Below are 15,173 nucleotides of genomic sequence, written 5' to 3' on the forward strand. Positions count from 1 at the left end.
AGCGCTTTCCTTCAATGACCTCCGGTTCATTCGAGAATCATTAATGTACGCTCAACCATGCGACTCTGTTGCACTGGCGTTCATATGTTATATTGTAATAATTAAATGATCCGCGCGCGACTGCGCCATCGCAAGGCCAAGGTTCCATAGGCCTGGACACGCCAATTTTTTGAAGGGGCATGAATATGGCTTCGATCATTCTATCCGCAACCAGTCTTCTGGAGAATCCGAAGGCTGGGACTGTCATCGGCACCCTGAGCGTCCTAGGCGGGAAAGCCAACGAGTCGTTCACTTACACGCTTGCAGACAGCTTGATGGAGCGTTTCGAGATCAAGCTCAACGCCGCAACCGGCCTCTATGAGCTCGTCGTAAAAAATCCCGCGCTCGCCCTGTTTGATTACGATGCGGGGCAAAGGGCTTTCACCATCTCCGTGAGCGCAACGAGCAATGCGACAAGCGAACCGACGACCATCGACACGACCCCTTTCATGATCAATGTGCTCGACAATGTGGCCCCGTCCGACATTGCGCTGTCGAGAGCTTCGATCCCGGAGCATTCCGGTGCCGGCACGGTCATCGGCGTTTTGTCCGCTACAGATGCCAACCTGAACGATCTTCTGAGTTTCACACTGCTCGATGACGCGGATGGTCGCTTCGGTATTGTGGACGGCAAGCTGGTTGTACAGGACGGCTCGAAGCTGGACTATGTGAGCGCTGGCTCGCATCAGGTCAGGATCCAGGTCACGGACAGCGACAACAACAGCTATGTCGAGACGATGACGATCGCCGTCACCGACGTGCTGGAATTGCGCAACGGCACGTCGAGGAACGACACGATCTACGGTGGCGCTGGAGGCGAGCTCATTTACGGCCGGAACGGCAATGACCGCATCTACGGCCGTGGGGGAAACGACAAGATCGATGGCGGTTCCGGCAACGACCGGATTTATGGTGATGACGGGGACGACATCATCAACGGCGGCACCGGCAAGGATATCCTGTATGGCGGTTCTGGCAAGGACACCTTCGTGTTCAACAATCCTGTACAGGCCGGGTCCTATGACCAGATCAACGACTTCAACGTTGCAGACGACACGATCCAGTTGAGCCTATCGTCCCTCAAGACGTTCAAGTTAAAAGCTTCGGTCAAGGATCTCATCCGCTCCGTCTTTACCGGGTCGGACCCCTATAAGAAGCATTACTACACTCTCGACAAGGTCATGGCCAAGGGCAAGCTCGAGAGCAAGTTCTTCGGCAAGAGCTATACCCCTCATGACTCGAACGACTATATCTACTACAACAAGAAGAACGGTTTCGTTTACTTCGACCCTGACGGCAACGGTCGAGAAAAGGGCATCGAGATCGCCAAGCTGGCGAAAGGGCTTGCCTTGACAGCCAACGACTTCCTCATGATTTGAGGCACGTCGAGTTTACCTCTTCAAGATCCGCCCTGACGTAGAGACGCCAGGGCTTTCCCGTGGGACCGGCCCGCCCGCTTCAACGGAACGCAGTGGAAATGCCGCCCAAGCCCTGCACTTCGCTCGCTCTTTGTGCGGCATAAGGGTGACGAAAGCCTTTGTTAACGCTATAGAGCCAGGCTCCGAACCCGCGAAGGCGGCTCCATTCCTGTTATTTTGCGTAGGCCCAGCCCATGCCCGTTTCCGTTCTGGACCTCGTCGTCATCGGTATCGTCCTGATCTCGGCTCTCCTTGCTGCCGTGCGCGGCTTCACCCGCGAGGTGCTCGCCATCGTGGCCTGGGTCGTGGCGGCCGCCGCGGCCTGGTACCTGCACCCGACTGCCCTGCCGATTGCACAGCAATATATCCACAGCAACACGGTGGCGCTCGTGGCGGCCATCGGCGGCATCTTCGTAGTGACACTGATCATCGTGTCGATCATCACCGTGCAGATTTCCGACCTCATCCTCGATTCCCGCATCGGCGCCCTCGACCGGACCCTCGGGCTCTTCTTCGGCGCCGCACGCGGCTTCCTGATCTGCGTGATCGGCTGGGCGTTCCTGGGCTGGCTGGTTCAGGGCAAGGAACCCGTGTGGGCAACAGATTCCAAGACCCGCCCCGCGATGGAGAACGCCCGGGACAGCATCATCGCCATGTTGCCGGAGAATGCAGAGGCCCTGATCCAGCGCCTGCGTAACAAGGAGGCACCGGCGGAGACCGAGCCGGCAGAGCCCGATCCGCAGCGCCCCGCTGCCCCGGCCGCTCCCGCGGCACCGCAGCCGCCTCAGCGGCGGAGCTGAGCCGTTCGCGGATTGTGCGGAAAGCCTTTCCCGTTTCCTGCGCAACTCCAGGTATTGTCTAAGAAATCCGGCCTCGGAGGCCACCGTGCAAAGCCGCGTTTGCACCCGAACCGGCATCACGTTCCCGCCAGCGGCAGAATAGCCATTGGCGTTTAGTCGAATGCCGACTACATAAGGGCGGCGCCGGTGGGGGCGCGAATCCCAAAGGTATGATCATGTCTGCTTTGTCTGAGACGTGGCAGGTCGCCCCGAAGCAGGTGAACCTGGACCTCGACGGCGATACCCTGCGCGAAGAATGCGGTGTCTTCGGCATCTACGGACATCCGGATGCCGCCGCCATCACGGCGCTGGGGCTCCATGCCCTCCAGCATCGCGGCCAGGAAGCGGCGGGCATCGTCTCCTATGACGGATCGGTCTTCCATTCGGAGCGCAAGCTCGGCCTCGTGGGCGACAACTTTTCCGACCGCGCGACGATCGAGCGCCTAGAAGGTCTCTCGGCCATTGGCCACACCCGCTACTCGACCACCGGCGAGACGGTGCTGCGCAACGTGCAGCCCCTCTTCGCCGAGTTGGACGGCGGCGGCTTCGCGGTCGCCCACAACGGCAATCTGACCAACGGCCTGACGCTTCGCCGCAACCTCATCCGCGACGGCGCCATCTGCCAGTCGACCACCGACACAGAGGTGATCGTCCACCTCGTCGCCCGCAGCCGCAAGGACCGGGTCATCGATCGTTTCGTCGAGGCCATCCAGAAGCTCGAGGGCGCCTATGCCCTCGTGGCCCTCACCAACAAGAAGCTGATCGGCGCCCGCGACCCGCTGGGCATCCGCCCGTTGGTCCTAGGCGAACTCGACGGCCGCTACATTCTCGCCTCCGAGACCTGTGCTCTCGACATCATTGGCGCCCGCTTCATCCGCGACATCGAGAACGGCGAGTGCGTTGTGATCTCGGATGAGGGCATTGAATCCTTCCGCTTCGTCCCGGAGCAGACCGCCCGCCCGGATATTTTCGAGTATATCTATTTCGCCCGTCCCGACTCGGTCGTGAACGGCCGCAGCGTCTATGAGGTCCGCAAGGGCATGGGGCGCGAACTCGCCCTGGAATCGCCTGCCAATGCCGACGTGGTGATCCCGGTGCCGGATTCCGGCGTGCCGGCCGCCCTGGGTTACGCCCAGACCTGCGGCCTGCCCTACGAACTCGGCATCATCCGCAACCATTATGTGGGCCGCACCTTCATTCAGCCGACCCAGTCGGTGCGCGAACTCGGCGTCCGCATGAAGCACTCCGCCAACCGCTCGGCGATTGCCGGCAAGCGGATCGTGCTCGTGGACGACAGCCTCGTGCGCGGCACGACTTCGGTGAAGATCGTGCGCATGATGCGCGAAGCCGGCGCGAAGGAGGTCCATTTCCGCATCTCCAGCCCGCCGATCACGCATCCCGACTTCTATGGCATCGACACGCCCGAGAAGGAGAAGCTGCTCGCCGCCACCCACGACCTGGAGCAGATGCGCCAGTATATCGGGGCGGATTCGCTCGCCTTCCTGTCCATCGAAGGCGTGTATCGCGCCATGGGCGAGAAGGGCCGCAACCCGGCGCAGCCGCAATTCACCGACCACTGCTTCACGGGCGACTACCCGACGGCGCTGACGGATCTCGCTGTCGCCACCCCGCGCCGCCTCGCCGTTCTCGCCGAAGCCGACTGAGCATCTCCATGGACAAGCCTCTCCACAACCGCGTCGCAGTCGTCACCGGCGCTTCGCGGGGCATCGGCCGCGCGGCGGCCCTCGCCCTTGCCGAAGCCGGCGCGCACGTGATCGCCCTAGCCCGGACGCAGGGCGCTCTCGAATCCCTCGACGACGAGATCCGCGCCAAGGGTGCCTCGGCAACCCTCGTGCCGGTCAACCTGAAGGATTTCGATGCTCTCGACCGCTTGGGCGCCGCGATCTACGAGCGCTGGGGCAAGCTCGACATCCTGCTCGGCAACGCGGGCCAACTCGGCGAGCTTGCGCCGATCACCCATATCGATCAGCCCGTCTGGGACGAGGTGATGGCGGTCAACGTGACGGCCAATTACCGCCTGATCCGCTCCCTCGATCCGCTGCTGCGAGCCTCTGATGCTGGCCGCGCGATCTTCATCACCTCCGGCGCCGCCCACAAACATAGGGCCTATTGGGGCGTCTATTCGGTGTCGAAGGCCGCCCTCGAAGCCCTGGTGCGCACCTATGCCGCCGAGACGGCGACGACCCCGGTCAGGGCCATGCTGCTCAATCCCGGCCCGCTGCGCACTGCGATGCGCCGCGCCGCGATGCCCGGCGAGGATCCGTTGACTCTGAAGACGCCGGAAGATCTCGCTCCTCACATTGTGAAGCTCGCAATGCCTTCCTGGAGCGAGACCGGCAAGATCTACGACTTCACCCAGGACGGAAAGGTCACCGAGCCGCAGATGCCGGCTTGAGGCGCTGCCTCCTCGCGACCTAGCGGTTCCGCCAAGACTGTGATCCGGATACACCCTCCACGTCATCACCGGCCTTGTGCCGGTGATCTCGATTAGTTGAAGCTCTGTACCTCACCGTATCGGGATGGCCGGCACAAGACCGGCCATGACGTGGGGAGTGAATGCACTACCTGTTGGTCCCGACCTTTCGGCGGCTGGCAATGACCACCTGACGTCGCCGTCACGCACACCGTCCAATGTGCCGTTAACCCTGCCTCCCGATAGACCTCCCTTCCCGCCTGCCCTTCGTTGACTTGCGCGGGCGATGTCTCATCTTACCGAGCGGGACATTGTTCCGAAATCCATGGCGGATTGGGCTCATCTGAGTGATGCCGATCCATAGGCATGATGCCGCTCCGCCATACCGGTAAGAGGCCGGATTGTCCTTCCCGATCTCAGTTTCCGGCCAGTCTCCCTTTCGCGCGATCACATCGATGCGGCTGGCGATCTGCAAAGGCTCACCATGCTGACCGTCTACGATTGCATCGTCTCCGAGCACGATCTCCGGCTCGTCGCTCTCGCAGCGCTTGTCTGCGCTTTGGCATCGCTGACGGGGATCAACTTGCTCCACCACGCACGTCGTATGAAGGGCAGCAGCCAGCTCGCCTGGCTGGCCATCGCCGCTGCCTCGACGGGCTTCGGGATTTGGGCCACGCATTTCATCGCGATGCTCGCCTTTTCGCCATCCCTTCCGACGGCCTATAATGTCACGCTGACGATCATCTCCCTCATCGCCGCCGTGGTGCTGACGGGCATTGGCCTCGGCACTGCGCTGTTGCCGGGCCTTGCTTTCGCACCTTGGATCGGCGGGGGCGCCGTCGGCGGCGGCATCGCCGTGATGCACTATACCGGTATGGCCGCCTTCGAAGTAGCCGGCACCATTACCTGGGACTCCGCCCTGGTGGCGGCCTCGATCCTGCTGGGCGGCCTTCTCGGCGCAATGGCCCTCGCGACCGTGCTCAATCGCTCGTCGCAAGGGATCACGTTCCTCGGCGCGCTGCTGCTCACGATGGCGATCTGCAGCCATCATTTTACCGCCATGGGGGCGGTCAGCATCACGCCCGATCCCAGCATCCCGCTCTCGCCCTCTTCCATCCATACCGACTGGCTCGCCGGCGGTGTGGCCTTCGTCAATCTCTCCATTCTGCTGCTCGCCGTCGTCGCCCTGAGCCTCGACATCCGGGAGCGCCGTCGCGCCTCTTTGGAGATGCAGCGCATGCGCGATCTCACGGACGCGGCGGTCGAGGGTCTCGTCCTCTGTGACGGGGACGCCATCGTGACGGTCAACCAGAGCTTCGCGCGCCTGACCGGCCTCACGTCCGAGCAGATCGCCGGCCAGTCCCTGGCGGCCTGGATTCCCGACAGCGCCAAACGGAGCAAGCTGTTCGGGCGGCCGGGACACGCCGTCGAGACCGACCTGCGAAATGGGGACGGTTCCCTCCTCCCTGTCGAGGTGATCGCCCGACAAATCACCTACAACGGCGCTGCGCATACCGTGGTCGCCTTCCGCGATCTTCGCGATCGGCGCGACGCGGAAGCCCGGATCCGCTATCTCGCTCATCACGATCCACTCACCGGCCTGGAGAACCGCGCGAGCTTCGATCACCGCCTCGACCGCGAAATACGCCTGCACCGGAGAACCAAGGGGCAGATGGCGCTGCTATGCCTCGATCTGGACGGCTTCAAGGATGTCAACGACCTCTATGGTCATGCCACCGGCGACCGGGTGCTTCAGGACATTGCCAAGCATCTCTCCTCGGCCCTCGTCGACGGTCAGATGTTCGCACGGCTCGGCGGCGACGAGTTCGCGATCATCGTGCCTCACGTGAACGATCCCACTCAGGCGGGGCAGCTCGCAGAAACGCTTCTCAAGGGCCTTAAATGGGAAGAGGAAGGCGTTCCGGTCGGCCTTGTGTCGGTCAGCATCGGCATCGCGCTCTATCCTTCCGACGGAAAAGACCGCACCGAGCTCCTCTCCAGCGCCGATGCGGCGCTCTACCGCGCCAAGACGGAGGGCAAGGGTACCTATCGCTTCTTCGAAGCGTCCATGGGTGCCCAGATCCGGGAACGGCGCAGCATCGAGCACGATCTGCGCGGCGCCATCGCCAGCAACGAACTGAGCCTCGCCTATCAGCCGCAGGCGCAAGTCGACACGGGCGAGGTCAACGGGTTCGAAGTCCTGCTGCGCTGGAGCCATCCAACGCGTGGCAATGTCTCGCCCGCCGTGTTCATTCCGATCGCGGAAGAGAGTGGGCTGATCCTGAAGATCGGCGAATGGGTGATGCGGGAGGCTTGCCGCGAAGCCGCGAGTTGGAAGCGGCCACTGACCGTTGCCGTGAACGTTTCGGCGCTCCAGCTCACCAGCGACGGCTTCGTCGAATTCGTCCAGTCCACCTTGGAGCAGACCAACCTGCCGGCGAAGCGGCTCGAGATCGAGATTACCGAGACGGCCCTGATCCGGGATCCCAACCGCGCGCTTCTCTCCCTTCAAAGGCTGAAGGAGATCGGCGTCAACATCGCCATGGACGATTTCGGCACGGGCTATTCCTCTCTGTCGAACCTGCGTGCCTTCCCGTTCGACAAGATCAAGATCGACCGATCCTTCATCCAGGCGGTTCATGCGAACCCGCAGGCGGCCGCCATCGTGCGCGCAGTGCTCGGGCTCGGGCGTGGCCTGGGTCTTCTCGTGATTGCCGAGGGTGTCGAGACTTCCGAAGAGCTGCGCTTCCTCGGCCTCGAGGGCTGCGCCGAGGCACAGGGCTACCTGTTCGGCCGCCCGGCGCCCATTATGGAATTCATGCAGGTGATCTCCGACAATATCATGGTGCCGCCGCAGCCGCTGATGCGGTCGGTTGGGAATTAAGCCATGCTGCGCATTCTGGCCGGGGAGCCACGTTCCCCGGCCAGAGGATTTGCGCAGACATGTAGGCAACCGTCCCGGCGATGGTCCGATCCTTGAGCAGCGCATCGCTCGGAGCGGAAAGCCGGTTTTACCTTTCCGCACGCTGCGCCAGGTTGTCGGATTATTCGGCGGCGACGCGGTAGTCGCCCTCGTCGTTGGCCGGCGGAGCGGCCTCTTCGCTGCGGCTCCGCGTACGGCGCGGCGCCGTTCCTTCACGCAGGAGCATATCCTTGTCCGTGCGCGCCGCTTTGTCCTCGCGCAGCTCGCGCTTCGAACGGCGAAGCTGCTTGGCCGTCTTTTGCAGCGCGGCCCGGAAGGCGGCGTAAACATCCTTGTTCTTGGCCTCGCCCGTCATCATCTTGAGCGCGCCCATCTGCATGTTCACGGTGCAGCGATAGGTGATGCCGTCGCGCGTGACGTAGACCGATGCCGAACTTAGGTGGCCGAAGTACTTTCCGGCGACCTGATTGATGTTGGTCTTCGCATATTCGGGAAACATATCGCCCAGATCGACTGCCGAGCTCTGCACCAGGATGTTGGGTTCGGTGCTATCAGGTTTCATTCGCTCCTCCGTTGGTGAAGGTTCGATGGCTAACGGCGGGAACCCATGAAAGTTTCGACCGAAAGGAAACAAATCTGCCCCTACCAAAGTTGTGTTCTCTTTTATGGTCTTCGCGTGCGCGGTGCCTGTTCTCCCACATCAACGACGGCCACGCTGATGGTCTGCTGGCGATTGTTCCTCAGAATCGTGAGGGCTACCGTGTTGCCCGCCCCGGTCCGCTCCAATCGGTCCGTCAGATCCGACAGGTGCCGCACGGGGTCGTCGCCGACCGCCACGATGACGTCGCCGATGATGCCAGCGCGGAGATCGACGCCGCGCAACCCGGCCTGAGCAGCAGGCGAGCCCGGGACCACATCCGCCACGATGATCCCATTCACGCCGAGCTGCGCCGCTAGCGTCTCGTCTCCTGCCAGGATCCCAATGCCGGGCGTCGGCACGCGGCCGGTGCGGATCAGCTCCGGCACCACGCGGTTGACCACGTCGACGGGGATGGCGAAACCGATGCCCGCATTGGTCCCGGAGGGCGAGTAGATCGCCGTGTTGACGCCGATGAGGCGGCCTGCGGAATCCAGCAGCGGACCGCCTGAATTGCCGGGATTGATTGCCGCGTCGGTTTGGATCACGTCGGCGACCTCGCGTCCGCCGCTGGTGGGCAGGCGGCGCTTGAGGGCGCTGATGATGCCGGTGGTGAGCGACTGGTCGAGCCCGAACGGGTTGCCGATCGCGTAGGCGGTCTGTCCGACCTTCAAGTTGGCAGAGCTTCCGACCGCAACCGGCGCCGGCAATCCGCCCTGACGCTGAACCCGCAGCACCGCGAGATCATAGTTCGGCGCCCGGCCGACGACATCGGCCGGCAGCACCTCCCCGGATGCGAGTCGCACCACGAAGGATGAGCCGTTCTCGACCACGTGGTGGTTCGTCACCACATGACCTGCGGCATCCCAGATGAACCCGGTGCCCGATTCCGCCGGCTGCCCTCCGGCAGGACCGCGCCCGGACAAGGCGACCACCTGGACGACGGAGGGCGCTACGGTCTCGAAAACACGGATCGTCGATTGCTCGTAATCCGACAGATCCCCACGCGCCGCAACCGGGCGCGGCTCCCTGGCCGAAAACAGATAGCCCGTCACGTAAGGCTGGAGCACGAAGACCGCGAGCAGCACCGCGATCACCACCATGACGATTCGTGTTGCCCGGTCCTGCATCGTTCGTCCTTTAGGTCGCTCAGTTTCACAACGGACACGCTTGCTTGAAGTTCGCCTGAGCAGAAGCAATCGGTTGCGACAAAAACTCGAACAAATTCCTCCCGCAGACGTTCGCCCTCACAACTTGCTTGCAGGAGATACTTGATGTCACGCAGCCTCGTGATTGCCGGCCTCATGGCCGCTATCAGCCTTCCCGCCCTCGCCCAGCAACAGAACCAGGCCATCACGCAGCCCACCACGCCCCAGCCGGCCGAAACGCAGGTGAACCCGGCTCTCGGCCAGAATGTGCAGCAGCGCCAGCAGCGCACGCAGCAAGGCGGCGCGCCGCAGGATACGCAGACCCCCATGCGGCAGGGCCAGGCGAGCGCGCCGGCCGCCATGGGCCAGCAGCAATCGCAGGCCGACCGGCAATACATCGAGCAGATGCTGAAACTGAGCACCGTCTCGCTGCAGCAGTCCAACTTCGCGCACAGCAAGGCACAGGATCCGCGCGTGAAGCAGTTCGCGGATTTCGAGATCGCCGAGCAGAACCTGCTCACCGACATCATGCATTCCTTCGCCGACCCGAACGCCACCGCCTCCACCACCCGGGGCGCGCAGCAATCCGCCGCGACGGCGCCCGAACTGCCCCAGAAGGACGCGCAGGCCATGGAGCGCCTGTCTAAAGCGCAGGCGGGCGCAGCCTTCGACAAGGATTATGTCGCGTTGCAGATCGAGGGGCATCAGGAACTGCTGAAGCTTCAGGAGAACCACCTCCAACAGGCTGCCGGCAACCGCGAGATGACGAACCTCGCCAAGCTCGCGCGCGGGCAGATCAAGGAACATCTGGCGCTGCTGCAAGACATGCAGAAACAGCTTGGGCAGTAAGGAAAAACGGCCCCGCAATTTCACGGATGCGGGGCCGGAACACCCGTCCTCGACAGGACGTTGCCTCCTGGAAATGCAGGCCGGCAAGGCCTGCCCGAAACCCAAGAAGAGGAATAGCCCATGGCGCAAGACAAGCGAGGCCGCCCTCCGGAGCCGCCGGTCGACGAGGTGCTGAACGAAGTCACCCAGGAAGAGACCGGCGATAGCTTCGTCGCAGGCCCGACCCAGCGCAACGATGTCGGCAACACCAAGCGCGCCGCCGCGAAGGCGACCGGCCTCATGGGGGCATCGAAGAAGCTAGACCCCGACCTCGACATCGATCACGTGGACGACAACCGCCCGACGAGCGGCTCGAAGGCTGGCATTCGGTCCTTCAAGGACGTGCCCGAGGAGGAAGACGACAATGCCGGCTTCCAGCTCTCGAACGAAGAGATCGCCGAGGGGGTGAACACGACCGCCACCAAGAGCCCGGCTCCCCGCACTGCCCAGACCGAAGGCACGACCGGCCCGTCCGGCATGAGTGGTGGCGCCGCATCCCGCGCTCGCGTGCCGGCACCGGGGAACGCGGTGGACGTGCCGAAGGGAACTCTGGTGCGCGGTCATCCCACGGCCAGCCAATCGACCTCTTCCGCCGGCGACGAGAAGCCCCCGAAGCGCTCCGCCCGGGCCCATAGCGGCCAACAGCAGCGCCCGTTGTCCAGGGGCGGCTCGGAAGAGCGGTAGCTTCGCTGTGGCTTCTTCGCTTTCATCTCGCGGAGCCGTCCCTTTAACGTCATGGCCGGGCTTGCCCCGGCCATCTCGATTGGAAGAGCGCAATGCGTCACAGCATCGGGGTCACCGGCACAAAGCCGGTGACGACGTCAGGATTTTTCACCGTGCAGCGCCATCGATGACGCCACGGCATAGCTAGCCACCCGGGACCGCATACATGCCCCAACGGAAGGCGAAGTGACAGGGGCCTTCCTCCCGCTTAATGGAATGATCAGCCAAACCGGCGATGAAGACATAAATCGGTCGAGGAAATGCTCATGGATAGAAGAAAAGTTCTCAAGGGTGCGGGCCTGGCAGCGGCGGCGGGTACCGTAGCTTCACCGGCGATCGCCCAGGCGCAGCCGGAAGTTCGCTGGCGCATGACCTCGGCTTATCCGAAGAGCCTCGACACCCTCTTCGGCGCCGGCGAGATGATCTCCAAGCGGGTCGCTCAGGCCACCGACAACAAGTTCCAGATCCAGGTCTTCGCCGCAGGCGAGATCGTCGGCGCTCTCCAGAGCCTGGACGCCACGCAGAACGGCACGGTCGAGTGCTCCTACACCCTGTCGAGCTTCTTCATCGGCAAGGACCCGACCTTCATGTTCGAGACCTCCGTGCCGTGGGGCATGAACGTGCGCCAGCACAATGCCTGGATGTATTACGGCGGAGGCCTCGATCTCGTCCGCGAGTTCATGAAGGACTACAACATCTACCCGATCCCGGCGGGCCAGACCGGCGCGCAGATGGGCGGCTGGTTCCGCAAGGAGATCAAGGCCATCGAGGACCTGAAGGGCCTCAAGATGCGCATCGCCGGCATGGGCGGCCAGATCATGCAGAAGCTCGGGGTGGTGCCCCAGGTTCTCGCTGCGGGCGACATCTATCCGGCCCTGGAGCGCGGCACCCTCGATGCGGTCGAGTTCTCCGGTCCGCACGACGACGAGAAGCTCGGTTTCGTGAAGGTTGCCCAGTACTACTATTATCCGGGCTTCTGGGAAGGCGGAGCCCAGCCTTCGCTCTACGTGAACATGAACAAGTGGAACGAGCTTCCCGCCAACTACAAGGCCATTCTCGAAGCGGCCTGCGCGGAAGCCAATGCCATGTGCGTCGCCAAGTACGATGCCCAGAACGCCGACGCGATCCGGCGCCTCGTCGGGCAGGGCGTGCAGCTGCGCCCCTTCCCCCGCGACGTGATGGAACAGAGCTACAAGGAAGCCTACAAGCTCTACAACGAGATCGCCGCCTCCAATCCTAAGTTCAAGAAAATGTACGATTCCTGGAGCACCTTCCGCGACAAGGAGCTCACCTGGTTCCGCATCGCGGAGCTGCCTTTCGACTACTTCGTCAACCAGCAGCAGGGCCAGCCCCGCTAAAGATCGTGGAAGCGGCGCCGGAAGGCGCCGTTTTCGTTTATGCATAGAGCATCGGACCCAAAACTGGACTCACTTTTGGGTCCAATGCTCCACTCCTCGAAGAGCGCATCGTAGATGCGGAAAACCGGGTCCACTTTTCCGCACGATGCGCTACCGAACAAGGATCGAAGCTTGGCCTGATGCGTTGTCTCCTCAACAGGAGTTTGCGATCCAACATTGGAGACAGGCCATGACTGACAAGAATCGCAACAAAGGCGCCGAGCAGGGCAAGAACGACCTTAAGGACAAGCGCGACCGCAAGGACGAGAAGCAATCGGAGAACAATCGGAAGCACCAGGAGGATTTGCTCGACGAGGGTGTCGAGGAAACCTTCCCTGCGAGCGATCCGGTCTCCGTGAAAATAGCGAAGTAAATCCAGTGTAGGCGAGGCCCCGGAGCGCAGGTTCCGGGGCCTTCCGCATTTCAGTTCCGGCTCGCCACCGCGACGCCGAGAGCAGCCAGCGCCATGCCCGCGAGCTGGATCGGACTCAAGGTCTCGCCGAAGAGCGCGAAGGCCATCAGGGCCGCGACCGGCGGCACGAGATAGAGCAGCGTCGCCACGCCCACCACCGCTCCCTGGCGGATGAGGAAGAGCAGAAGGCCGATGGCCCCGATGGACAGCCCCAGCACGGCCCAGGCCATGGCGCCGAGGAGCGGCGGTGCCAGCTCCAGGTGGCCTTCTTCCGTCAGGAGCATGAGAGGCAGGGTGATGGCCGCCGCACCGATATACTGGATGGCCGCGTTCACCCGCAGATCGAGGTTGCTGCCGGTGCGCTTCTGCCAGATCGTGCCGAAGGTGATGGAGAGCATCCCGAGGATGCATATCCCGAGCGCCAGAGGCGGCACGCCGCCTGTCCCCAGCTTCGGCGCCACCACGAGGGCCGCGCCCATGAACCCGATGCCGATGCCGGTCCAGCGTCTCGTCGAGACCTGCTCGCCCAGGAGGGGCCCGGCGAGAAGCCCGGTGGCCAGCGGCTGAAGCCCGGCCACGAGGGCCGAGATCCCGGCGGGCAGCCCGTGCTTCACCGACCAGAAGACGCCGCCGAGATAGAGCCCGTGCAGGAGAACGCCGGCGATCAGGCTGTTGCGCCAATCGCGCCACTTTCGGGGCCAGGGCACCCGCGCGACGGCGACGATGACGCCAAGGACGATGATCGCGAGTACATAGCGAACGAACAGGAAGGTCAGCGGCTCGGCATAGGGCGCCACGAACCGGGCCACGATGAAACCCGTCGCCCAGATGAGCACGAAGAGCGGCGGCGCGAGGCGAGCGAAGAGGGTCGGGTTCATGGCGCAAACAGGATGGGGCAGATCGATGGTGAGCTTGTAGGCCCGAACCTCGGCCTTTGTCGATGCGCGGCCTCTCATCCAAACGTCGATTCTCAGGGTGGCTACTCACCTGTGGAAGGCAGTAGCCTGTGAACACGCCTCCGCTCTTCCTTGCCCTCGGCAGCCCGCGCACCATCTCCAGCAGCCTGGAGACCGTCTTTTGAATCGCCTTCGCCTCTCGCTCGAACTCCTCGCCATTACGTCAACCCGTTTCGTGCTGCACGATTCATGGGCCATCGCGAGCCATATCGCCCTATCGGTTTTGACGTCCCTGTTTCCGTTCCTCATCCTGGTCACGGCCCTGGCGAGCCTGTTCGGGACGGGGACGCTGGCCGACGAAGTGGCGGACATCATCCTCGAGGCTTGGCCGCGGGAGGTTGCCGGGCCGATCGCCCGCGAGGTGCACACCATTCTCACTGGGCGGCGCAGCGACGTGCTCACCCTGGGTCTCGTGCTGGCGCTCTATTTCGCGTCGAGCGGGGTGGAGAGCCTCAGGGTCGGCCTGAACCGCGCCTATGGCGTCCGCGAGACCCGCCCCTGGTGGCTAACGCGGCTCGAATCCATCGCCTTCGTGATCGCCGGCGCCATGATGCTGCTGGCCCTGGCCTTCCTGGTGGTGCTTGGCCCCTTCGTATGGCGGATCGTCCTGTCCTGGGTGCCGGCCCTCGAACCTCTCGCCGTTCTGATCGGCTTCCTGCGGATCAGCGTCGCAACCCTCGTGATCGTGACGGGCCTTCTGCTCGCCCACAAGCTCGTGCCGGCGGGACGCCGCCCCTTCCTTGCCGTTCTGCCGGGAGTGGCAGTGACGCTGCTCCTGTGGCTTCTCGGCGGCTTTACCTTCAGCTGGTATCTGGAATTCTACCCCGGCGCCTACGCCTCGACCTATGGGGGCCTCGCCACAGCCATGGTGGCCCTGATCTTTCTCTACACGCTGGGCGCCATCTTCCTCTTCGGCGGTGAACTCAACGGCACTATCATCCTTGCCAAACGCAAGCGCCTCGGCAAGGAACCGAAGCCGGAAACCATGAGCGACTTCATCCCGCTGCCTTGAGCCGCAGATCCTGGATCGGGCTTACTCCTATCCGAGGAGTCCATAGCCGATCATGCCGAATACGCCCAAGCCCGCCAGGAATATATGAAACCAGCCTGGGCAGTGGAGGAAACGATCCTCGGTATCGAGGCACTCGTCGAAAATGGTTTTGTTGAATTGGTTCGTCATACAACGCGCATAGCGACGGACGATCTCAGTTAGAGCCCTTTCCGCCTACTCCGGTTCATATCCAGCGGCTCTGAAGTAGTTGGCGCATTCGTCGGGCGAGAACTCGTCCAGGAGCTCACCGATGGTCTGCCAGAGCACGTCCTTCGTGCGGGCGGCTGCCTTGCGCAGCAGTGCCTTGA

Annotated in this window: 13 protein-coding genes and 1 pseudogene; 10 read left to right on the top strand and 4 right to left on the bottom strand. The window is 63.2% G+C overall.

Translation table 11 applies throughout. From position 1 onward, the window contains the following. Window positions 1-185 precede the first annotated feature (185 nt). From AB4097_RS04275 to AB4097_RS04295, 5 genes are all read left to right on the top strand, one after another. A complete protein-coding gene (locus tag AB4097_RS04275) occupies window positions 186-1,418 on the top strand; it encodes a calcium-binding protein (protein WP_442037359.1) in 1,233 nt (410 codons plus the stop codon). Window positions 1,419-1,651: 233 nt separating this feature from the next. Beyond that, window positions 1,652-2,257 carry a CvpA family protein gene (locus AB4097_RS04280; RefSeq protein WP_442037360.1) on the top strand — a complete coding sequence of 202 codons (606 nt, stop codon included), beginning with the start codon at window positions 1,652-1,654 and terminating at the stop codon, window positions 2,255-2,257. Window positions 2,258-2,472: 215 nt separating this feature from the next. Beyond that, the gene (gene purF, locus AB4097_RS04285; RefSeq protein ID WP_442037361.1) at window positions 2,473-3,960 is read left to right on the top strand and encodes an amidophosphoribosyltransferase; all 1,488 of its coding nucleotides are present in this window, start codon (window positions 2,473-2,475) and stop codon (window positions 3,958-3,960) included. 8 nt (window positions 3,961-3,968) lie between these two features. Further along, on the top strand, window positions 3,969-4,712 hold the full coding sequence (locus tag AB4097_RS04290) for an SDR family NAD(P)-dependent oxidoreductase (RefSeq protein WP_442037362.1): 744 nt from the start codon (window positions 3,969-3,971) through the stop codon (window positions 4,710-4,712). Between the two features lie 502 nt (window positions 4,713-5,214). Then, on the top strand, window positions 5,215-7,614 hold the full coding sequence (locus tag AB4097_RS04295) for a bifunctional diguanylate cyclase/phosphodiesterase (RefSeq protein WP_442037363.1): 2,400 nt from the start codon (window positions 5,215-5,217) through the stop codon (window positions 7,612-7,614). 160 nt (window positions 7,615-7,774) lie between these two features. Here the strand turns inward: AB4097_RS04295 and hpf are convergent, their stop codons facing one another. Together hpf and AB4097_RS04305 are read right to left on the bottom strand one after the other, a co-directional pair. Next, a complete protein-coding gene (gene hpf, locus AB4097_RS04300) occupies window positions 7,775-8,215 on the bottom strand; it encodes a ribosome hibernation-promoting factor, HPF/YfiA family (RefSeq protein WP_442037364.1) in 441 nt (146 codons plus the stop codon). A 101-nt stretch (window positions 8,216-8,316) separates the two neighbouring features. Further along, window positions 8,317-9,420, bottom strand: coding sequence for a S1C family serine protease (locus tag AB4097_RS04305; RefSeq protein ID WP_442037365.1), 1,104 nt, complete (start codon window positions 9,418-9,420; stop codon window positions 8,317-8,319). A gap of 144 nt (window positions 9,421-9,564) precedes the next feature. Here AB4097_RS04305 and AB4097_RS04310 point away from each other — a divergent pair, with 144 nt between their 5' ends. From AB4097_RS04310 to AB4097_RS04325, 4 genes are all read left to right on the top strand, one after another. Beyond that, window positions 9,565-10,287, top strand: a complete 723-nt coding sequence (locus tag AB4097_RS04310; protein ID WP_442037366.1) for a DUF4142 domain-containing protein — start codon at window positions 9,565-9,567, stop codon at window positions 10,285-10,287. Window positions 10,288-10,407: 120 nt separating this feature from the next. Further along, on the top strand, window positions 10,408-11,010 hold the full coding sequence (locus tag AB4097_RS04315) for a hypothetical protein (RefSeq protein ID WP_442037367.1): 603 nt from the start codon (window positions 10,408-10,410) through the stop codon (window positions 11,008-11,010). Window positions 11,011-11,315: 305 nt separating this feature from the next. Further along, entirely contained in the window at window positions 11,316-12,407 is a 1,092-nt protein-coding gene (locus AB4097_RS04320) for a TRAP transporter substrate-binding protein (RefSeq protein ID WP_442037368.1), read from the top strand. Between the two features lie 229 nt (window positions 12,408-12,636). Then, entirely contained in the window at window positions 12,637-12,819 is a 183-nt protein-coding gene (locus AB4097_RS04325) for a hypothetical protein (protein ID WP_442037369.1), read from the top strand. 50 nt (window positions 12,820-12,869) lie between these two features. Here AB4097_RS04325 and AB4097_RS04330 read toward each other — a convergent pair whose 3' ends face one another. Continuing rightward, a complete protein-coding gene (locus AB4097_RS04330) occupies window positions 12,870-13,736 on the bottom strand; it encodes a DMT family transporter (protein WP_442037376.1) in 867 nt (288 codons plus the stop codon). Between the two features lie 199 nt (window positions 13,737-13,935). On the opposite strand from AB4097_RS04330, the gene AB4097_RS04335 reads away from it, so the two are divergent. Further along, entirely contained in the window at window positions 13,936-14,826 is an 891-nt protein-coding gene (locus tag AB4097_RS04335) for a YihY/virulence factor BrkB family protein (RefSeq protein WP_442037370.1), read from the top strand. A 213-nt stretch (window positions 14,827-15,039) separates the two neighbouring features. Here AB4097_RS04335 and AB4097_RS04340 read toward each other — a convergent pair. Next, window positions 15,040-15,173 (bottom strand): annotated as a pseudogene (locus AB4097_RS04340) (IS630 family transposase); the annotation flags it as partial.

The sequence above is a fragment of the Microvirga sp. 2MCAF35 genome (genome assembly GCF_052115545.1).
Taxonomy (GTDB): domain Bacteria; phylum Pseudomonadota; class Alphaproteobacteria; order Rhizobiales; family Beijerinckiaceae; genus Microvirga.

Coding starts and splice junctions, on each gene's coding strand:
- AB4097_RS04280 (WP_442037360.1), top strand. CDS start 1,652: ATGCCCGTTTCCGTTCTGGACCTCGTCGTCATCGGTATCGTCCTGATC.
- AB4097_RS04310 (WP_442037366.1), top strand. CDS start 9,565: ATGTCACGCAGCCTCGTGATTGCCGGCCTCATGGCCGCTATCAGCCTT.
- hpf (WP_442037364.1), bottom strand. CDS start 8,215: ATGAAACCTGATAGCACCGAACCCAACATCCTGGTGCAGAGCTCGGCA.
- AB4097_RS04295 (WP_442037363.1), top strand. CDS start 5,215: ATGCTGACCGTCTACGATTGCATCGTCTCCGAGCACGATCTCCGGCTC.
- purF (WP_442037361.1), top strand. CDS start 2,473: ATGTCTGCTTTGTCTGAGACGTGGCAGGTCGCCCCGAAGCAGGTGAAC.
- AB4097_RS04290 (WP_442037362.1), top strand. CDS start 3,969: ATGGACAAGCCTCTCCACAACCGCGTCGCAGTCGTCACCGGCGCTTCG.
- AB4097_RS04330 (WP_442037376.1), bottom strand. CDS start 13,736: ATGAACCCGACCCTCTTCGCTCGCCTCGCGCCGCCGCTCTTCGTGCTC.
- AB4097_RS04320 (WP_442037368.1), top strand. CDS start 11,316: ATGGATAGAAGAAAAGTTCTCAAGGGTGCGGGCCTGGCAGCGGCGGCG.
- AB4097_RS04275 (WP_442037359.1), top strand. CDS start 186: ATGGCTTCGATCATTCTATCCGCAACCAGTCTTCTGGAGAATCCGAAG.
- AB4097_RS04315 (WP_442037367.1), top strand. CDS start 10,408: ATGGCGCAAGACAAGCGAGGCCGCCCTCCGGAGCCGCCGGTCGACGAG.
- AB4097_RS04305 (WP_442037365.1), bottom strand. CDS start 9,420: ATGCAGGACCGGGCAACACGAATCGTCATGGTGGTGATCGCGGTGCTG.
- AB4097_RS04325 (WP_442037369.1), top strand. CDS start 12,637: ATGACTGACAAGAATCGCAACAAAGGCGCCGAGCAGGGCAAGAACGAC.